The sequence below is a fragment of the Streptomyces sp. WAC06614 genome, from assembly GCF_003949795.1.
Classification (GTDB): domain Bacteria; phylum Actinomycetota; class Actinomycetes; order Streptomycetales; family Streptomycetaceae; genus Streptomyces.
Genome location: NZ_RPRY01000039.1, coordinates 15,185 through 34,564, shown reverse-complemented (window position 1 = coordinate 34,564; position 19,380 = coordinate 15,185). Strand labels below are relative to the sequence as shown.

At 72.4% G+C, this 19,380-nt stretch carries 17 protein-coding genes; 8 read left to right on the top strand and 9 right to left on the bottom strand.

What is annotated here, in order from left to right:
- Positions 1-162: 162 nt before the first annotated feature.
- The 3 genes from EF918_RS08385 to EF918_RS08375 all read right to left on the bottom strand — a co-directional run bounded on the left by EF918_RS08385 (position 163) and on the right by EF918_RS08375 (position 3,198).
- Positions 163-1,062 (bottom strand): hypothetical protein, encoded by a 900-nt coding sequence (locus tag EF918_RS08385; RefSeq protein WP_125643243.1) that lies wholly within the window; start codon positions 1,060-1,062, stop codon positions 163-165.
- Between the two features lie 118 nt (positions 1,063-1,180).
- Positions 1,181-1,963, bottom strand: coding sequence for a hypothetical protein (locus tag EF918_RS08380; RefSeq protein ID WP_185921653.1), 783 nt, complete (start codon positions 1,961-1,963; stop codon positions 1,181-1,183).
- 92 nt (positions 1,964-2,055) lie between these two features.
- Positions 2,056-3,198 (bottom strand): PP2C family protein-serine/threonine phosphatase, encoded by a 1,143-nt coding sequence (locus EF918_RS08375; RefSeq protein ID WP_125643237.1) that lies wholly within the window; start codon positions 3,196-3,198, stop codon positions 2,056-2,058.
- A 106-nt stretch (positions 3,199-3,304) separates the two neighbouring features.
- Here EF918_RS08375 and EF918_RS08370 point away from each other — a divergent pair, with 106 nt between their 5' ends.
- A complete protein-coding gene (locus EF918_RS08370; RefSeq protein WP_125643234.1) occupies positions 3,305-4,540 on the top strand; it encodes a GNAT family N-acetyltransferase in 1,236 nt (411 codons plus the stop codon).
- Positions 4,541-4,664: 124 nt separating this feature from the next.
- On the opposite strand, the gene EF918_RS08365 is transcribed toward EF918_RS08370, so the two are convergent.
- Positions 4,665-5,471, bottom strand: coding sequence for an Fpg/Nei family DNA glycosylase (locus tag EF918_RS08365; protein WP_125643231.1), 807 nt, complete (start codon positions 5,469-5,471; stop codon positions 4,665-4,667).
- A 229-nt stretch (positions 5,472-5,700) separates the two neighbouring features.
- Positions 5,701-6,189 carry a ribose-5-phosphate isomerase gene (locus tag EF918_RS08360; protein ID WP_125643228.1) on the bottom strand — a complete coding sequence of 163 codons (489 nt, stop codon included), beginning with the start codon at positions 6,187-6,189 and terminating at the stop codon, positions 5,701-5,703.
- Between the two features lie 239 nt (positions 6,190-6,428).
- Between EF918_RS08360 and EF918_RS08355 the strand changes: the two genes are divergently transcribed.
- Positions 6,429-7,865: an amino acid permease gene (locus tag EF918_RS08355; RefSeq protein ID WP_125643225.1), complete on the top strand. Its 1,437-nt coding sequence runs from the start codon at positions 6,429-6,431 to the stop codon at positions 7,863-7,865.
- A gap of 125 nt (positions 7,866-7,990) precedes the next feature.
- Here the strand turns inward: EF918_RS08355 and EF918_RS08350 are convergent, their stop codons facing one another.
- Positions 7,991-8,584, bottom strand: a complete 594-nt coding sequence (locus EF918_RS08350; protein ID WP_125643222.1) for a biotin transporter BioY — start codon at positions 8,582-8,584, stop codon at positions 7,991-7,993.
- A gap of 232 nt (positions 8,585-8,816) precedes the next feature.
- On the opposite strand from EF918_RS08350, the gene EF918_RS08345 reads away from it, so the two are divergent.
- The 3 genes from EF918_RS08345 (at position 8,817) to EF918_RS08335 (ending at position 12,591) form a co-directional block, all read left to right on the top strand.
- Positions 8,817-10,196 (top strand): amino acid permease, encoded by a 1,380-nt coding sequence (locus EF918_RS08345; protein ID WP_125643219.1) that lies wholly within the window; start codon positions 8,817-8,819, stop codon positions 10,194-10,196.
- Positions 10,197-10,435: 239 nt separating this feature from the next.
- Complete coding sequence (locus EF918_RS08340; protein WP_125643216.1) at positions 10,436-11,833, top strand: amino acid permease; 1,398 nt, start codon at positions 10,436-10,438, stop codon at positions 11,831-11,833.
- A gap of 101 nt (positions 11,834-11,934) precedes the next feature.
- Entirely contained in the window at positions 11,935-12,591 is a 657-nt protein-coding gene (locus EF918_RS08335; protein ID WP_125643213.1) for a superoxide dismutase, read from the top strand.
- Positions 12,592-12,710: 119 nt separating this feature from the next.
- Here the strand turns inward: EF918_RS08335 and EF918_RS08330 are convergent, their stop codons facing one another.
- Positions 12,711-13,358: a DsbA family protein gene (locus EF918_RS08330; protein ID WP_125643210.1), complete on the bottom strand. Its 648-nt coding sequence runs from the start codon at positions 13,356-13,358 to the stop codon at positions 12,711-12,713.
- A gap of 123 nt (positions 13,359-13,481) precedes the next feature.
- Between EF918_RS08330 and pepN the strand changes: the two genes are divergently transcribed.
- Both pepN and EF918_RS08320 read left to right on the top strand, forming a co-directional pair.
- Positions 13,482-16,037 (top strand): aminopeptidase N, encoded by a 2,556-nt coding sequence (gene pepN, locus EF918_RS08325; protein ID WP_125643207.1) that lies wholly within the window; start codon positions 13,482-13,484, stop codon positions 16,035-16,037.
- A 135-nt stretch (positions 16,038-16,172) separates the two neighbouring features.
- Complete coding sequence (locus EF918_RS08320; protein WP_125643204.1) at positions 16,173-17,135, top strand: hypothetical protein; 963 nt, start codon at positions 16,173-16,175, stop codon at positions 17,133-17,135.
- On the opposite strand, the gene EF918_RS08315 is transcribed toward EF918_RS08320, so the two are convergent.
- On the bottom strand, positions 17,111-18,010 hold the full coding sequence (locus tag EF918_RS08315; protein WP_125643201.1) for a pyridoxamine 5'-phosphate oxidase family protein: 900 nt from the start codon (positions 18,008-18,010) through the stop codon (positions 17,111-17,113). The two genes, EF918_RS08320 and EF918_RS08315, sit on opposite strands and share 25 nt — an antisense overlap.
- Positions 18,010-18,471, bottom strand: coding sequence for a VOC family protein (locus tag EF918_RS08310; protein WP_125643198.1), 462 nt, complete (start codon positions 18,469-18,471; stop codon positions 18,010-18,012). The genes EF918_RS08315 and EF918_RS08310 overlap by 1 nt, the downstream gene beginning before the upstream one ends.
- Before the next feature lie 134 nt (positions 18,472-18,605).
- On the opposite strand from EF918_RS08310, the gene EF918_RS08305 reads away from it, so the two are divergent.
- On the top strand, positions 18,606-19,166 hold the full coding sequence (locus EF918_RS08305) for a CGNR zinc finger domain-containing protein (protein WP_125643195.1): 561 nt from the start codon (positions 18,606-18,608) through the stop codon (positions 19,164-19,166).
- The last annotated feature ends 214 nt before the right edge of the window (positions 19,167-19,380 follow it).

The following is a 19,380-nucleotide window of genomic DNA, read 5'->3' as shown; positions in this document are numbered from 1 at the left end:
CTGTGCTGCACCGGGCCCGGCGCGGCGAGGCACGGCTGCGCCGAGCCCGGTGCAGCACAGCCCCGCCCCCCAGGCCGGACCGCGGCCGGATGCACTGCGGCCCGGGGTGGGGGTGGGCCCCGCCCCGGGCCGGTTCAGATCATGGTGCCGCCGTGGGGAGCGTCACGGGCCGATGTGGCCCAGCTCCGTGCCGTCGGCCTTGCGCAGCACCGCCGCGGACGTGTTCGCGTCGAAGGTGAAGTACGCGCCCGGGTTGCCGTAGGTGCCGGAGGCCCAGGTCGCGCCGCCCTTGCCCTCGCCGCCGTCGGCCTTGTAGATGACCAGGTTGCCGTCGTTCTGCATGCGGGTGTACGCGCCCGGGCTGTAGGGCCCGACCCCGTACGCCTTGTCCTCGTGGCGGTAGAAGACGCCCAGGTAGCCGCGGTTGTCCTGGACGAGGATGGCGTTGACGCCGGACATCCAGGTGCCGCGCTCCAGGTTCTCGCCGCCGGAGAGGGTGTTGTCACCCACGCGCCAGGTCCGGGTCGACCAGACGGGCGCGTTGTCACCGCGGTAGACGACGAGGTTGGCGTCGTCCTGGAAGGACAGGTGCGAGTTCGGGTTGCCCCAGGTGCGGCTGCTCCACAGGGCGCCGCCCTTGGTCGGGCCGCCGTCCTTCTTGTAGACGACGAAGTTGCCGTCGGTCTGGAGCACGGCGTAGGCGCCGGGGTTGTTCCAGGTGCCGGAGGCCCACAGGTTGGCGCCGGCGGTGTGGTCCAGGACCAGGTTGCCGTCGGGCTGCATGTACAGGATGCCGTTCTCGGTCTCGATGTACTCGTTCGACGCGAGGACGTCGCCCGGCAGCAGCGTGACGTCGGAGGTCGCCGTGAAGGCGGAGGCGCGGCCCGAGGTGGTGGCCGCCTTGGCCTTGGCGCCGGCCGGCAGCTTCTTGACCGGGATCTCGACGGCGGACGACTTCGCGACCGGGGCCGGAGCGGCCTGCGCCGGCATCACGGCGCCGCCCAGGGCGACCGCCGCGACGAGGGCGCCGACGACTGCGGCGCGCTTGCGGTTGAGCTTCATTTACCCCCCACATAGGCTTGCGTGCTCACTGTTGAACACGTTCGATTCCGACGTGATGATGGCACGGCGGATATCGACATCACAAAAGGTTTCGGCCCCTTGGCCGGAAGGCGGTCGGTCAGCGGCCGGTGCCGCTGCGCCACAGCACCTCTTCCACTTCCTTCTTGTAGAGGACGAGGTCGCCGTTGCGCTCGAAGACCAGGCGGGCGCCCGGCTGGTTCCAGGTGCCGGTGGACCACAGGGCTCCGCCCTTGCCCTCGCCGCCGTCCTTCTTGTAGATCACGAAGTTGCCGTCGGCCTGCAGCCGGGCGTACGCGCCCGGGCCCCAGGTGTTGGTGTCGAAGCGGATGCCGGGCACCTCGCGGTCGCGGATGGTGAGCTTGCCCGTCTGCTCCATCGCGAGGATGGCGTTGTCGGCCCAGGTCCAGTTGCCCGCGCCGAGCTGCCAGCCGGCGTACAGCGTGGTGCCGGTCATCCACGTGGCGGTGTTCCAGGCGGGCGAGCCGTCCTGGCGGTAGAGCACCAGGTTGCCGTCGCTCTGCAGGTCGAGCCGGGAACCGGGGTTGCCCCAGGTGCCGGTGGACCAGACGGCCCCGCCCTTGCCCTCGCCGCCGTCCTTCTTGTAGACGACGAGGTTGCCGTCCTGCTGGAAGGCGAGGGTCGCGCCGGGGTTGCCGTAGGTGCCGGAGGCCCACAGGACGCCGCCGGACACGTGCTCCAGCACGAGGTTGCCGTCGTCCTGGAGCTTCAGCACGGCGTTCTTGCTGCGCATGACCTCGCCGGCACCCTGCGTGTGGCCCGGCTCGACGGCCAGGGCGGCCGTCGGGGCCGCCAGGACGCCGGCCGCCAGCGCGGCGACGACGACGCCGGCGCGCAGGGCCGTACGAGGCTTGCGGGTCACGGTCATTCTTCCCCCCAGGGATGGAAGTGCGGTGTGTTCGTGCACCACGAGAGTGCCAGCAGCCACTGACATCCCCTCACCCGGGGGCGCGCTCAGCCCGACCGGCGGATCAGCAGCAGGGCGCGGTCGTCGTTGACGTCCTTGGCGACCTTTTCGATCAGGTGCCAGGCCGCGCCCTCCCAGCCGGCCGTGACGTAGCGGTCGGCCTCGCCCGTCAGCCGGTCGATGCCCTCGCTGATGTCGCGGTCGGCGGTCTCGACGAGGCCGTCGGTGAAGAGCATCAGGACGTCGCCGGGGCGGAGATTGCCGCGGGTCGGTTCGAAGGTGGCGCCGTCGTAGACGCCGAGGAGGGGGCCGTCGCCGGACTTCTCGTGCCAGCGGCCGGTGCCCGCCGAGAGCTGGAGGGCGGGGAGGTGGCCGGCGGAGAGGAGTTCGTAGTCGCCGGTCTCCAGGTCCAGGACCAGGTGGACCGAGGTGGCGAAGCCCTCGTCCCAGTCCTGGCGCAGCAGGTAGCCGTTGGCCGCGGGCAGGAAGTCGTGCGGCGGCAGGGAGCCGAGCAGGCCGCCGAAGGCGCCCGACAGGAGCAGGGCGCGGGAGCCGGCGTCCATGCCCTTGCCGGAGACGTCGGTGAGGACGACCTCCAGGGTGCGGCCTCCGCCGGTGCGGGCGGCGACCACGAAGTCGCCGGAGAAGGACTGGCCGCCGGCCGGCCGCAGCGCCATCTCGCGGTGCCAGCCGGGCGGCAGGGCGGGCAGCTTGCTCTGCACCCGGATGCGTTCGCGCAGGTCGAAGAGCATGGTGCCGCCGCGCCGCCAGGGCACGCCGACCCGGCTGCGGAACTGGGCGATGACCAGGCCGAAGAACCCGCAGGCGGCGACGACCAGGACGGTGCCCGGGGTGACCCGGGCGGGGCCCTCGGTGTACGGGCCGAGCACGAGCGCCTCGACGATCAGCGCGGCCGCCGAGGTGGCGTACAGGGCGAGCAGGCTCGCCGGGCGCAGCAGCAGCCCGCCCGCGACGATGGGCAGGACCAGCGCGGACGGCGAGAACCAGACCGGCAGCATCAGGGTGCCGCAGGTGATGGCGGGGACGGTCAGGAGCAGGCCGGCGAAGGCCAGCCAGTCCGAGGCGTCGCCGCGGAAGTAGTCCACGGCGGATTTGCGCAGGGCGGTGCGGGCCCGGAGCGATCTCTTGCGCATCCGGGCCGTCAGGGTCTCCGTCCGTGTCCCGGCCATCGTTCGGGACCCTATCCATCCTGGCTGTGCGTGCGCAGGGGTACCCCCTGCCCGGGGGACGAAATCCGATCGACCGGGAACGGGACGTCCTGGTAGGGATGGGCCCATGGCGAATGAGATGCGCGTTTTGCAACCCGATGAGTGGGATGTCTGGTACGACCATCTGGAGCTTGCCTTCGGGGGTGTGCCGGACCTGCCCGCGGAGCGGTCGCTGTGGCGGGCGCTGACCGAGCCGGAGCGTTCGCTGGCCGTCTGGGACGGCCCGACCTGCACCGGTTCCGCCGCCGCCTTCAGCTTCCGGCTCTCGGTGCCGGGCGGTTCGCTGGTCCCGGCGGCGGGCGTGACCTGCGTGGGCGTCGCGCCGACGCACCGCCGCCGCGGTGTGCTGACCTCGCTGATGCGGCGGCAACTCGACGACATCCGGGCGGGTGGCGAGCCGCTCGCCGTGCTGACGGCGTCCGAGCCGGGGATCTACGGACGCTTCGGCTACGGGGTGGGTACGTACGGCCTGGCGGTGGAGATGGACACCGCGCGGGTCCGGCTGGACGTCCCGCCGGGGACGGACGCGGTACGGCTGCGCCTGGCGGACCCGGAGCAGGCGCTGGCCGCGTGCGAGAAGGTCTACGCCGAACTGGTGCCGGCCCGGCCCGGGATGCTCGCCCGGCAGCCGGGCTGGGAACGGCAGGCGCTGCTGGACCCGGTGGACGGGCGGGAGGGGCGCTCGCCCCTGCTGTGCGTGCTCGCGGAGGGGCCGGACGGGGCGGTGCGCGGGTACGCGCGCTACCGGATCCGGCCGCAGTGGGAACGGTCCTGCCCGGTGGGCAGCGTCGAGGTGCGGGACCTGGACGCGCTGGACCCGGCGGCGTACGCGGCGCTGTGGCGCTACGTCCTGGGCACCGACCTGGTGTCGACCGTACGGGCGGCCGGGCGGCCGGTGGACGATCCGCTGCTGCGGCTGGTCAGCGATGTGCGGCGGATCCGGCCGACCCTCAAGGACGCGCTGCACGTCCGCCTGGTGGACCTGCCGGGCGCCCTGCGGGCGCGGGCCTACGGGTCTGCGGTGGACGTGGTCCTGGAGGTGAGCGACGCGTTCTGCCCGTGGAACGAGGGACGGTGGCGGCTGACCGCCGACGGCCGGGGCGAGGTCGCGTGCGCGCCGAGCCGGGAGCCGGCCGACGTGGCCCTGTCGGTGCGGGAGCTGGGCGCGGCGTACCTGGGCGGGACCACGCTGGCCTCCCTGGCCGGGGCGGGCGCGGTGACCGAGCTGCGGCCGGGGGCCCTGACCGAGGTCTCCCGGGCCTTCCAGGCCGACGTGGCGCCTTGGCTGCCGCACGGCTTCTAGGCGGGCGCCGCCCAGAGGACGACCCGGCACCGCGGCTGCCGCACGGCTTCCGGGCGGGCGCCGCCCACAGGCCGACCCGGCACCGTCCGGGCGGCCACCGCCCACGGGCCGGCGGCGCCGTACGTCAGCGGGTCTGGCAGCCCGGGCACCAGAAGAGGTTGCGGGCGGCGAGGTCGGCGGTGCGGATCTCGGTCGTGCAGATGTGGCAGGGCAGGGTGGCGCGGCGGTAGACGTACACCTCGCCGCCGTGGTCGTCCACGCGCGGCGGGCGGCCCATGGCCTCGGGGGTGTGCTCGGGGCGGACGGTGTCGATCCGGTTGAGCCGGACGCCCTCCCGCATCAGCACGACCAGGTCCTGCCACAGGGCGTCCCACTCGGCGCGGCGGAGGTCCTTGCCGAGGCGGTACGGGTCGATGCCGTGCCGGAAGAGGACCTCGGCGCGGTAGACGTTGCCCACGCCCGCGACGATCTTCTGGTCCATCAGCAGGGCCGCGACGGTGGTGCGGGAGCGGGAGATCCTGGCCCAGGCCCGGTCGGGGTCGTCGTCGGGGCGCAGCGGGTCGGGGCCGAGCCGGTCGTGTATCGCCTTCTTCTCCGCGCCCGTGATCAGCGCGCAGGTGGTCGGGCCGCGCAGATCGGCCCAGTGGTCCTCGTTGAGCAGGCGCAGCCGGACGGTGGCGGTGGCCGGCGGGGCGGGGGCCGGGCCGAAGCCGTACGTGCCGAACAGGCCGAGGTGGACGTGGACCCAGTCCTCGCCCAGCCCCAGGAAGAGGTGCTTGCCGTGCGCCTCGGCGACGTCGAGCTCACGGCCGTCGAGCAGGGCCGCGCTCTCGGCGAAGCGGCCCTGCGGGCTGCTGACCCGGACCGGGCGGCCGGCGAAGCGCTCGGTGTGGTCCTGGGCGAGGCGGTGGATCGTATGCCCTTCGGGCACGGCGGGTCTCCTCGGCGGTGGAACGGCAGGACGACGCGCGTGCCGCCGGACCTGGCGGTCCGGCGGCACGGCGGGCGCTGCTGGGGCGCTGCGGGTGGTGCGGATGCGGCCGGTGGTGCGGTGCGACCGCGCGTTACCGGCGTTGCCGGGTGCGACCGCGCGTCACCGGCGCGGCCGGGCGTACCGGCGTTGCCGGGCGTGGCCGGCCTTCACCGGGCGCGACCGGGCGTTACCGGTCCTGCGGGTGGTGGGCCGGGATCGGGGGCAGCTCGCCGGTCTGCTCGTAGGCGGAGAGCATGTCGATGCGGCGGGTGTGGCGCTCCTCGCCCGAGTACGGGGTGGCGAGGAAAGCCTCGATGAAGGAGGTGGCCTCGTCCTGGGTGTGCATCCGGCCGCCGACGGAGATCACGTTGGCGTTGTTGTGCTCACGGCCGAGCTTGGCGGTCTCGACGCTCCAGGCCAGGATGGCGCGGACGCCCTTGACCTTGTTGGCGGCGATCTGCTCGCCGTTGCCCGAGCCGCCGATCACGATGCCGAGGCTGTCCGCGTCGGCGGCGGTCTTCTCCGCGGCGCGCAGGCAGAACGGCGGGTAGTCGTCGACGGCGTCGTAGATGTGGGGCCCGCAGTCGACGGGCTCGTGGCCGTTGTTCTTGAGCCAGTCCACGAGGTGGTTCTTGAGTTCAAAACCGGCGTGGTCGGATCCGAGGTAGACGCGCATGGCACGAGTGTGTCACGAGGGGCCCGACGACCCGCCGCGGGGTGTCGCGTAGGTCACTCCCACGGTCGCCCGGAAGCTCAAGTAATCCCAAAGTGCCCAGTTCAGGGCGCGATGCCGGATCCGGGACCTACGTCCCGGACGTTCGCACTACGGCAACGATCCGGATTCAGGTCTTCCGTCCGGCGTTAACGCGGGTTTTACTTCCGGAGCTCGCAACCCGAGAACCTAAGGATGCGTCCATGAGCTCCACGACGACCCTTCAGAAGGCAGGCGGCCCGGCCGGAGAACCCGGCAGCCCTGAGTCTTCCGACGGTCTGAAGGCCGGTCTCAAGAACCGCCACCTTTCCATGATCGCCATCGGCGGTGTCATCGGCGCCGGCCTGTTCGTCGGCTCCGGCGGCGGCATCGCCAAGGCCGGCCCCGCCATCCTGATCTCCTACGCCCTCGTCGGCGCCATGGTCGTCTTCGTGATGCGGATGCTCGGCGAGATGGCGGCCGCGAGCCCGAACTCGGGCTCCTTCTCCGCCTACGCCGACCGCGCGCTGGGCCGCTGGGCCGGCTTCTCCATCGGCTGGCTCTACTGGTTCTTCTGGGTCGTCGTGCTGGCCGTGGAGGCCACCGCCGGCGCCGCCATCCTGGAGGGCTGGATCCCGGCCGTCCCGCAGTGGGCCTGGGCCCTGATCGTGATGGCCGTCCTGACCGCCACCAACCTCGGCTCGGTCGCCTCGTACGGCGAGTTCGAGTTCTGGTTCGCCGGCATCAAGGTCGTCGCCATCGGCGCGTTCGTGGTGATCGGCATGCTCGCCGTCTTCGGCGTGCTGCCGGGCTCGGACAACCCGGGCGCGGGCTTCGCGCACCTCACCGACACCGGCGGCTTCTTCCCCAACGGGTACGGCGCCGTCCTGACCGGTGTGCTGATGGTCGTCTTCTCCTTCATGGGCTCCGAGATCGTCACCCTGGCGGCCGGCGAGTCCGAGAACCCGCGCAAGGCCGTCACCCAGGCGACCAACTCCGTCATCTGGCGGATCGGCGTCTTCTACCTGGGCTCGATCTTCATCGTGCTGACCCTGCTCCCGTGGAACGACAAGTCGATCACCGAGAAGGGCTCGTACGTCGCCGCCCTGGACTCGATCGGCATCGGGCACGCCGGCACGATCATGGAGGTCATCGTCCTGACCGCCGTGCTGTCCTGCCTGAACTCGGGCCTGTACACCGCCTCCCGCATGGCCTTCTCGCTCGGTGAGCGCGGCGACGCCCCCAAGGCGTTCGCCAAGGTCAACTCCAAGGGCGTGCCGGTGGCCGCGATCCTGGGCTCCACGGTCTTCGGCTTCATCGCCGTCTACTTCAACTACGCCTTCAAGGACACGGTCTTCAACTTCCTGCTGAACTCCTCCGGCGCCATCGCGCTCTTCGTGTGGCTGGTGATCTGCTTCACCCAGCTGAAGATGCGCGGGATCCTGCTCCGCGAGGCCCCGGAGAAGCTGACCGTGAAGATGTGGTTCTTCCCGTGGCTGACCTGGGCCACCGCCGGCCTGATCATGTTCGTGATCGGCTACATGTTCGTGGACGACGCCAACCGCGAGGTGGTCACCCTGTCCACCGTGGTCGCGCTCGTGGTCGTCGCCGTCGGCGTGGTCCTGGACTTCCGCCGCAAGCGCGCGGCGCTGAAGGGCTGAGGCCCCGCCGGACGAGGCTCCCCCACGAGGCCCCGCCGAAACGTTTCAGCACGTTTCGGCACAGCGAAGAGCCCGGCCCGCCGTCACGGCGGGCCGGGCTCTTCGGCGTACGGGCGGGACGCGGGTCAGCCGCGGCGGCCGGCCAGCTTCCAGGCGGCCGGCAGGGCGCCCATGGCGAGGGCGGCCTTGACGGCGTCACCGATCAGGAACGGCGTGAGCCCGGCGGCCAGGGCCGCGGACAGCGACATGCCGGTGGCCCCCATCAGGTACGGCACGCCGACGGCGTAGATGATCGCCGAGCCCAGGACCATGGTCGCGGCGGTGCGCAGCACCGAGCGGTCGGCGCCGCGCCGGGCCAGGGCGCCCACGACGGTGGCCGCGAGCAGCATGCCCAGCACGTAACCGAACGAGGCCCCGGTCGCGCCGGAGGTGCCGCCGGCGAACCACGGCACGCCGGCCGCGCCGGCGACCGCGTACAGCGCCAGGGACAGGAAGCCGAGGCGGGCGCCGAGGGCGGTGCCGACCAGCAGCGCGGCGAAGGTCTGGCCGGTGACCGGGACCGGGGAGCCGGGGATCGGCACCGACAGCTGCGCGGCGAGGCCGGTGAGTGCGGCGCCGCTGACCACGAGGGCGATGTCGCGGGCGCGGCTCGCGGGGAGCAGGTCGGCGAGGACGGTGCCGGGCCGGAGGGTGGCGGACGGGGCGGAGGCGGTGCTCATCGGGGCTCCCAGGGACGGTGGGTGGGCGGGACACCGTGGACGTTAGTCGCGCGGCCCGGCCGCTCCCACCGTCACGCAAGCACAAAGCAAGGCTCCCCCGCTTGGTGGGGAATGAACAAAGATCGGCTTGGCGGGCCGCGCCGGAACGTCCCGAGTGATGCGGATCACGCGGCCCTTTGGTTGCCGTGCATCCGTTTTGCACGGCTGCTCCCTGCTCGGGGACACTGTCGGGATGTCACAAGCACCCCTGCCGGACGTCGCCGCGGAACCCCTCGGCCACGGACTCAAGCAGCGCCATCTGACCATGCTGGGACTGGGCGGCGTCATCGGCGCCGGCCTCTTCGTCGGGTCCGGCGCCGGCATCGCCGTCGCGGGCCCGGGCATCGTCGTCTCCTATCTGCTCGCCGGCGCCCTCGCGATGCTGGTGATGCGCATGCTCGGCGAGATGTCGGCCGCGCTGCCCGCCTCCGGGTCGTTCTCGGTGCACGCCGAGCGGGCCATGGGGCGCTGGGCCGGCTTCTCCGTGGGCTGGCTGTACTGGTTCCTGCTGGTGGTGGTGCTCGCGGTGGAGGCCACGGGCGCGGCGAACATCGCCCACGGCTGGGTGCCCGGGGTCCCGCAGTGGGGCTGGGTGCTGGTCTTCATGCTGGTGTTCACGGCCAGCAACCTGGCGGCGGTCCGCAACTTCGGCGAGTTCGAGTTCTGGTTCGCGGCGCTCAAGGTGGGCGCGATCGTGCTCTTCCTGGTGCTGTCCACCCTGGCGATCTTCGGGCTGCTGCCGGACACCGAGCCGGTGGGCCTGGCCAACCTCACGGGGCAGGGCGGCTTCCTGCCGCACGGCTGGGCCGGGGTGGTCTCCGGGGTGCTCGCGGTGGTGTTCGCCTTCGGCGGCCTGGAGGTCGTCACGATCGCGGCGGCCGAGTCCGACGACCCGGCCCGCTCCGTGGCGCGGGCGGTGCGCAGCGCGGTGTGGCGCATCCTCTTCTTCTACATCGGCTCGATGCTGGTGATCGTCACCTTGCTGCCGTGGAGCGCGATCACGCCGGGGCAGAGCCCGTACGTCGCCGTGCTGGACTCCCTCGGGATCCCGGGCGCGGGCCAGATCATGAACATCGTGGTGTTCGTGGCCCTGCTGTCCGCGCTCAACGCCAACCTCTACGGCTCCTCCCGCATGATCTTCTCGCTGGCCGAGCGCGGCGAGGCGCCGCGGGCGCTGCTGAAGGTGTCCGGGGGCGGGGTGCCGAGGCCCGCGGTGTTCGCGTCGGTGGCGTTCGGGTTCGTCTCGGTGGTGCTGAACCTGCTGTGGCCGGACACGATCTTCCTGTACATGCTGAACGCGGTCGGCGCGGTGCTGCTGTTCGTGTGGGCCCTGATCGCCGTCTCGCAGCTGCGGCTGCGCCGCCGGCTGGAGCGGGACATGCCCGAGCGGCTGACCCTGCGGATGTGGGCGTTCCCGTACCTGACCTGGACGGCGCTGGCCGGGATCGCGGCGGTGCTGGTGCTGATGCTGGCCGACGACTCGGCGCGGCCGCAGGTGCTGTGGTCGACCGGGGCGACGGTGGCGGTGCTCGCGGTGGCGTGGCTGCGGGAGCTGCGCGGCCGCCGGGCCTGAGGTCCTGCGCGGTTCCCCTTCGAAGGCCCCTGTGCTGCGGCGCGGGGGCCTTCGGCGTTCCCGGGGACCTACGGGCGGACGTCTCGCGGCCGTACGGGCGGACGGCCTCCGGCGGTACGGGCATGATCACGTGCGGTGATCCGGGTGTCCGGATATCGGACAGAAAACGTCCGACGAGCGGACGGCCGCCAGACTGGGGCACTCACCCCGTCCCCCCGCACACCGGACAGGCATTCCCCATGACCCAGACCACCGTCACGCCTCCCGACGCGCAGGCCGTGCCGCCCGCCGACGGGCCCCAGCTGTCCCCCGGGCTGAAGCAGCGCCACCTGTCGATGATCGCCCTCGGCGGGGTCATCGGCGCCGGGCTCTTCGTGGGCTCCGGCGCCGGCATCGCCGCCGCCGGTCCCTCGATCGTCCTCGCGTACGCGGCGTCGGGCCTGCTGGTGATGTGCGTGATGCGGATGCTCGGGGAGATGTCCGCCGCCGACCCGGCCTCCGGCTCCTTCTCCGTGCACGCCGAGCGGGCCGTCGGCCCGTGGGCCGGCTTCACCGTGGGCTGGATGTTCTGGGTGCTGCTGTGCGTGGGCGTGGCCATCGAGGCGATCGGCGCGGCGGCCATCATGACCGGCTGGTTCCCCGGCACCCCCGACTGGATGTGGGTGCTGGTCTTCATGGCCGTCTTCTGCGGCTCGAACCTGGCCGCCGTCTCCCACTTCGGTGAGTTCGAGTTCTGGTTCGCCGCCCTGAAGATCGGCGCGATCGGCCTGTTCCTCACCCTGGGCACCCTGGCGGTCCTGGGCCTGCTGCCCGGCACCGACTCCCCCGGCACCGCCCACCTGCTGCACGAGGGCGGCTTCCTGCCGCACGGCGTCGAGGGCCTGCTGGTCGGCCTGCTGGCGTCCGTGGTCGCGTACGGGGGCCTGGAGACGGTGACCATCGCCGCCGCCGAGTCCGCCGACCCGGTCCGCGGCGTGGCCAGGGCCGTGCGCACGACCATGTGGCGCATCGCGATCGTCTACGTCGGCTCGATGCTGGTCATCGTCACCCTGGTGCCGTGGAGCGACGCGGCCACCGCCAAGGCCCCGTACGCCGCCGCGCTGGACCGGCTCGGCATCCCGGGCGCCGGCCAGGTGATGAACGTGGTCATCCTGATCGCCCTGCTGTCCGCGATGAACGCCAACATCTACGGCTCCTCCCGCATGGCCTATTCACTGGTCGCCCGCGGTCAGGGTCCGAAGGCGCTGGGGAAGGTCTCCGGGCGGGTGCCGCGGCGGGCCGTGCTGGCCTCCTCCGGCTTCGGGTTCGTCACCGTGCTGCTGTCCTACTGGTATCCGGACACCCTGTTCACCTGGCTGCTGAACATGGTCGGCGGGGTCATCCTCGTCGTCTGGGGCTTCATCGCCGTCTCCCAGTTCGTGCTGCGCCGCCGGACCGAGCGCGAGGCGCCGGAGAAGCTGGTCGTGCGGATGTGGGGCTTCCCGTACCTGACCTGGGTGGCGCTGGCCGGGGTGGTCGGCGTGCTGGCGCTGATGGTGCGGGACGCCGACACCCGCAGCCAGGTGCTGTTCACCGGCGGGCTGACCGTCTTCCTCGCCGCCACCGGCTATCTGATCCAGCGTCGGGCGGCACGCTGACCCGGCGACCCCTCTGCATGGACCCGAACAGATGCTGCTAGCGTGCAGTTGCGCATGACTTGCAACAGCAGTTGGCACGCTGAGGGGACCGGTCCACACACATGCCCATCTACACGCTCCCGGAGCTTCCGTACGAGTACTCGGCCCTGGAGCCGGTGATCAACCCGCAGATCATCGAGCTGCACCACGACAAGCACCACGCGGCGTACGTCAAGGGCGCCAACGACACGCTGGAGCAGCTCGCGGAGGCCCGCGACAAGGAGAACTGGGCCGCGCTGAACGGCCTGGAGAAGAACCTGGCCTTCCACCTCTCGGGCCACATCCTGCACAGCATCTACTGGCACAACATGGCCAGCCCCAAGACCGGCGAGGGCGGCGGCGAGCCGACCGCGGCCGACGGCCTGGGGGACCTGGCCGACGCGATCACCGAGTCCTTCGGCTCGTTCGCGCGGTTCAAGAAGCAGCTCACCTTCGCCTCCTCGGCCACCCAGGGCTCCGGCTGGGGCGTGCTCGCGTACGAGCCGGTCAGCGGCCGGCTGGTGGTGGAGCAGGTCTACGACCACCAGGGCAACGTGGGCGTGGCCAGCACCCCGATCCTGGTCTTCGACGCCTGGGAGCACGCCTTCTACCTGCAGTACAAGAACCAGAAGGTGGACTTCATCGAGGCGATGTGGAACGTCGTCAACTGGCAGGACGTGGCCCGGCGCTACGCCGACGCCAGGGCGAACACCCCGCTGCTGATCCCGACCAAGGGCTGAGCGGCGCCCCTTTGCCCGTCCGCCTCGTGATCGTCTTCTCAACCTTCGCGTGCGGACGTACCGACGGAAGGCCCCCGCGATGACGTGAATCGCGGGGGCCTTCCGTGCCGTGGTGGCGCCTACTCGAAGCTGGGCGCCGCCGTGCGGGTCCGCTTGATCTCGTAGAAGCCGGGGGTGGAGGCCACCAGCAGGGTGCCGTCCCACAGCCGGGCCGCGTCCTCGCCGCGCGGGGTCGGGGTGACCACCGGACCGAAGAACGCCACCTCCGCGCCGTCCGCGCCGGGCACCGAGATCACCGGGGTGCCGACCTCCTGGCCGACCCGGTCTATGCCGTCGGCGTGGGAGGCGCGCAGCAGCTCGTCGTACTCCTCGGAGTCGGCGTGGTCGATCAGCTCGGCCGGCAGGCCGGCGTCGGCCAGGGCACCGGCGATCGCCTCACGGGTCGGGCCCTCGCCGTTGTTGTGGAACCGGGTGCCGAGCGCCGTGTAGAGCTTGCCGACGGCCTCGTCACCGTGCTTCTGCTGGGCGGCGACGACCACGCGGACCGGGGCGAAGCCCTTGGGCCCGGCCAGCCAGCGGTAGGCCTCGGGCAGCTGGTCCAGCTTGTCCTCGTTCAGGACGGCGAGGCTCATCACGTGCCAGCGCACCTCGACGTCGCGGACCTTCTCGACCTCCAGCATCCAGCGGGACGTCATCCAGGCCCAGGGACACAGCGGGTCGAACCAGAAGTCGACCGGGGTCTTCTCGCGCACCTGGGTGTCGGGCATGGCTCTCCTCGCAGCAAGGGCATCACGGGTCACGTTCCTGATGAGCCAACCGGCAGCCGGCCCCGCGCATTCCCCGTGGGAGGATGCGACGGAAGGTGAGCGATCACGCACGAAGGAGTGCAGGTGCCCGGAGAGAATCTGTCCCGTGACGAGGCCCGCCGGCGGGCCGAGCTGCTGTCGGTCGACGGCTACGAGGTGGCCCTCGACCTGAGGTCCGCCGTGGACGCGACCGAGCCGGCCGAGGGGCCCCGCACCTTCCGCTCGGTGACCACGGTCCGCTTCCGCTCCGCGGTGCCCGGCGCCACCACCTTCGCCGACCTGATCGCGCCCTCGGTCAACGCGGTCACCCTCAACGGCCGCTCCCTGGACCCGGCCGAGGTCTTCGACGGCGCCCGGGTCACGCTCGCGGACCTGGCCTCGGAGAACGTCCTGGTCGTCGACGCCAACTGCGCCTACAGCCGCACCGGCGAGGGCATGCACCGGTTCGTCGACCCCGAGGACGGCGAGGTCTACCTCTACACCCAGTACGAGCCGGCCGACGCCCGCCGGGTCTACACCACCTTCGAGCAGCCCGACCTCAAGGCCCCGCACCGGTTCGAGGTGACCGCGCCCGAGGGCTGGCAGGTGTGGAGCAACGGCGCCGAGGAGTCCCGCGAGGGCGGGGTGTGGCGGTTCGCCGAGACCGCGCCCATCTCGACGTACATCACCTGCGTGGTGGCGGGCCCGTACCACTACGTCACCGACACCTACACCCGCGGGGACCTGACGATCCCGCTCGGTGCGATGTGCCGCAAGGGGCTGGCCAAGCACTTCGACGCGGACGACGTCTTCCTGGTCACCAAGCAGGGCTTCGACTTCTTCCACGAGCACTTCGACTACCCGTACCCGTTCGGCAAGTACGACCAGGCGTTCGTGCCGGAGTACAACCTGGGCGCCATGGAGAACCCGGGCATGGTGACCTTCCGGGAGGAGTACATCTTCCGCGGGAAGGTGACGCGGGCGGCCTACGAGCGGCGCTGCAACACGATCCTGCACGAGATGGCCCACATGTGGTTCGGCGACCTGGTCACCATGAAGTGGTGGGACGACCTGTGGCTGAAGGAGTCCTTCGCGGACTTCATGGGCACCTTCTCGCAGGTCGAGGCGACCCGCTTCGACCAGGCCTGGGTCACCTTCGCCAACAACCGCAAGGCGTGGGCGTACCGGGCCGACCAGCTGCCCTCCACCCACCCGGTCACCGCCGACATCCGGGACCTGGAGGACGCCAAGCTCAACTTCGACGGCATCACCTACGCCAAGGGCGCCTCGGTGCTCAAGCAGCTCGTGGCGTACGTCGGGCGGGAGGCGTTCCTGGAGGGCGCGCGCCGCTACTTCAAGGCGCACGCGTACGGCAACACCACCCTGGACGACCTGCTGTCGGTGCTCGGCGAGGTGTCCGGCCGGGACATGGCCCAGTGGTCGCGGGCCTGGCTGCAGACGGCCGGGGTGAACGCGCTCACCCCCGTGGTGACGTACGACGCGGCGGGCCGGATCACCGAGCTGGCGGTGCTCCAGGAGGGCGACGAGCTGCGCCCCCACCGGGTGGCGGTCGGCCTGTACCGGCTGGACGGGGCCGGCGCCCTGGTCCGCTACGCGCGGGTGGAGACGGACGTGGCCGGGGCGCGGACGGTGGTCGCGGAGCTGGCGGGAGCCGAGCGGCCCGACCTGGTCCTGGTCAACGACGACGACCTGACCTACTGCAAGATCCGCTTCGACGAGGGCTCGCTGGCCACGCTGCGCCGTCACCTGGGCGACGTGAGCGACCCGCTGGCGCGGGCCCTGTGCTGGTCGGCGCTGTGGAACCTGACGCGGGACGGGCTCATGCCGGCGCGCGACTTCCTGTCGCTGGTGCTGGCCTTCGCGGGCCGGGAGTCCGACGTCGGCGTGCTGCAGATGCTGCACGCCCAGGCGCTGGGCGCCGTCACCCACTACGCCGCGCCCGCCTGGCGCGAGCAGGGTGCCCGGGACCTGGCGGCCGGCGCGCTGCACGAGCTGCGGCTGGCCGAGCCGGGCTCGGAGCACCAGCTCACCTGGGCGCGGTTCTTCGCGGCGAGCGCCTCGTCGCAGGGCGACTTCCTGCTGCTCCAGGGCCTGTTGGAGGGATCGGCCCGGATCGACGGGCTGGAGGTGGACCAGGAGCTGCGCTGGGACTTCCTGCTGCCGCTGGCCGCGCACGGCGTGGTCGACGAGGGCGTGCTCGCGGCCGAACTGTCCCGGGACGACACCGCCTCCGGCAAGCGCCACCAGGTGCGCTGCCTGGCGGCCCGGCCGTCCGCGGCGGTCAAGGACCAGGCCTGGGCGGCGGTCGTGGAGTCGGACGCGCTGTCCAACGCCCTGGCCGAGGCGACCATCTCGGGCATGCAGCAGCCGTCGCAACGGGCCCTGCTGGCCCCGTACACCGACCGCTACTTCGCGATGCTGGAGCGGGTCTGGGCGGAGCGGTCGATCCAGATCGGCATGGACGTGGTGCGCGGGCTGTTCCCGGCCCTCCAGGACGACGAGGCCACGCTGGCGGCCACCGACGCCTGGCTCGCCGCGCACGAGGATGCCGCCCCCGCGCTGCGCCGGCTGGTGCTGGAGTCCCGTGACGACCTGGCCCGGGCGCTGCGCGCCCAGGCCTGCGACGCGGCGGCGGGCTGACCTGCTGCGACTGCCGGTGGGGCGGGTGCCCCATCGGCAGTCGAACGGCAGTACTTTAGTGCGGAGTTGTCCCGATTTTTCGACGGGATGGTAACAGCGGTTAGGGGTCCGGGGGGCGGCGGGAATCCCAGCCGCATGAACCACAACACCCCCCTCCCCCTCCGCCACCTCGCCGACCGCACCCGTCCTCGGGTGATGACCCTCGCGCAGCTGCGCGAGCACGGGGTGAGCGCCACCGAGGCCGCCGAACGGCCCTGGCAGCAGATCCTGCCCGGCGTGTTCCTGCTCCACGCCGGCCCGGCCACCAGCGAGGAGCGGCTGCACGCGGCCCTGCTGTACGCCGGCCGGCGCGGCGGCGAGGCCATGATCACGGGCCTGGCGGCCCTCGCCCTGTACGGGTTCCGGTCCGCGCCCCCGCTGCTGGCGCTCCAGTACATCGACGTCCTGGTGCCCGGCACCCGCCGGCTGCGCTCGGCCGGCTGCGCCCGGCTGGTGCGCACCCCGCACCCGCCGCGGTCCACGGAGGTGACGGGGCTGCCGGTCGCCCCGGTGGCCCGGGCGGTCGCCGACGCGGTGGCCCAGCTCGGCGACGCCGGTACGGTCCGCCGGCTGCTGAGCGAGGCCGTACGGGCCGGGCACTGCGAGCCGGCCGCAGTGGTCCGGGAGCTGACCGTGGCCCGGCTGCTGAACCGGCCGCACGTGGTGGACGCCGTCGAATCGCTGCTGGCCGAGGGGCGGGCCATCGCCGAGGACCGGTTGTACCAGCTGGTGCGCACGTTCGGGCTGCCGGACCCGGTCTGGAACGTCGACCTGCGGGTGCCCGGCGGCCCGCACCTGGGGTCGGTCGACGTGTACTGGCCGGACCAGGCGGTGGCCGTGGAGATCGACACCCGGGCGCCCCGGCAGGGCGAGGACGAGCAGTGGTCGCAGGCCGTGCGCAAGCGCGAGGCGCTGGAGCGGCTCGGGGTGACCGTCCTGCACATCACCCCGCGCAAGCTGCGCGACCATGCCGAGCAGCAGGCCGCGGTGATCCGCACCGCCCTGACCGCGGCCGGCGAGCGGGAGCCCGCCTCCTACCTCGTGGTGCTGCCGAGGTGAGGGTTGGCCGGAGAGTATTCCGGGGTGCTCCACAGGAGCCGGCCCGCGGGAAGGCTCTCGACGACGGACTCGACGGTGAGGACGACGGTGCGCGTGCCGTCCGGCGCGAACGCGGTCCGGGCCCGGCCGCTGATCTGGAGCTGCGCCCCGGTCTCCCAGTGCGGGAAGAGCAGCCCGGCGCGCGGATCGGCGGCGAGGTTGCCCAGGGTCAGGAACATGCTGTTGCCCGGGTAGTCCGGCCAGGCCAGTTCGTGTGCGCCGCGCACCTCGACGAAGCCCGGGTTGCCGCCGCGGTGGCTGGCGTCGACCCCGTCCGGCCCGGTGGTGGCCACGAAGAACGTGTCGGCGGCACGGACGGCCCGCTGCTGGGCGGCGTCGAGCGCGTCCCCGCGCCGCAGCACGCCCGGTCCCTCCGGTTCCAGCTTCAGCGGCTGCCGTTTCTGGAGGTACTTCGGGCAGTTGGCGAATACCTGCTCTGCGTCGACGGTGAAACCTCCGCCGAGCGGCGCCGCCGTGAGCGTGCCGTTCAGGCGCATCCGACGGCGGGTGCGCGGATCGAGGGCGATCGTGCCGACCGCGGTGCCGTCGGTGGCCAGCGCCTCGGCGAGCGGGTCGCCGGCCGGGAGCGCGCCGTCGACGACGAGCCGGCCGGTCCCCCGGGTGCCGAGGAAGCCGGGCGGCCCGGTGAGGGCTGACGCCCACAGCCGGCCCGCCGCGTCGGCCGCGCCCACGACCAGGAAGGGCTGCCGCGCGAGGAAGTCCGCGGCCACGTCCCTGATGACCGGGGTGATCGACCGCCCGACGTGGTCGGCCAGCTCCCGTACGCCGACCCGGTCCTGCACGGTCCGCGAGCCCTGGTGGTAGGCGCCGGACATCAGAAGAACCCGCAGGTCGGGGCAGCGCCGGACGGGGCGGGGGCGCCCTCGGCGCCGGTCGGGGCGGAGATCTCCAGGCGGGTGCCGTCGGGGTCGTGGAAGAAGATCCCGCCGGAGGCGGCGCCCTCGGCGTGGGCGACCACGCCCTCGTGGGCGAAGTCGACCCCGAGCGCGCGCAGCCGCTCCTCGTACGCCCGCACCTCCTCGATGCCGGCGGCGGAGAACGCCAGGTGGTGCAGCCCGGCGGCGGCGGGGGCGAAGGGGCCGGTGGCCTGCTCCCACAGGGTGAGCACGAGCTCCCCGTCGCGGCCCAGGAAGGCGTACCGGCGGCCCTCCTCCTCGCCCTCGCGGAGGAGCTCGAAGCCGAGGGCCTCGCGGTAGAAGGCGAGCGAGCGGGTCAGCTCGGTGACGCCCAGGCCCACGTGGCCGGTGCGCAGCCTGCCGATGGTGGCGGTGGTCATGAAGATTCCCTTCCCCTTGCCGGGCACGACGATGCGTGCGATCTAACCTTCTAAAACGACTTTAGAGGTTAGAGATCCATCGGTCAACCGGTCACGTACCCTTGAGGGGTTAGCAGTGACGACGGAGGCAGCACATGACGGGGACGGACCCGCGACCGCTGACCGGCGAGCCGGTCGCCCTGGACCTGCTCAACACCCGATGGATGCGCGACGGCGAGCTGCAGGACCTGTTCGCGGGGGCCGACGGCCTGACCCGGATGGAGGGCCTGGCCGTCTGGCTGGGCACCAACGGGCTGGAGCAGCGCTTCCGCGCCGACGCCCCGACCCTGATCCACCTGCTGACCGCCCGCGAGGCGCTCGCCCGCGCGGTCGCCGCCCCCGCCGACGCCTCCGCCCTGGCCCTGGTGGACGGCGTACTGGAGCACGGCCGGATCCGGCTCACGCTGGACGCCGACGGGCAGGGCGAGCGGCCCGAGTTCGCCGACCCGTCCTGGGGTCCGGCCTGGACCGCCGCACGGAACTACCTGGACCTGCTGGCTGCCGGGCCCGACCGGATCCGCCCGTGCGCGTCGGCCTCCTGCGTCCTGCACTTCTTCGACACCTCGCGCAACGGCACCCGGCGGTGGTGCTCGATGGCGGCCTGCGGGAACCGGGCGAAGGCCTCGCGCCACTACGCGCGCACGCGCGAGCGCTGACGGCCCCGAAGTTGTCACACCCGGCCGAGGAGCGATCTTCGAGGGGGCGCTGACCTCGGGTCGGAAAGTCTACAAATCAACTCACCCATGCCGTCAGGTCGTACCGGTCTGCCCCGTTACGGCCTCGATGGCGCATACCCCGCGCTGGCGAGATACCGCCATGACGAGTACGGGTCAATAACAAGGCTCCCCAAACACCTGTCACTTGCGCAAA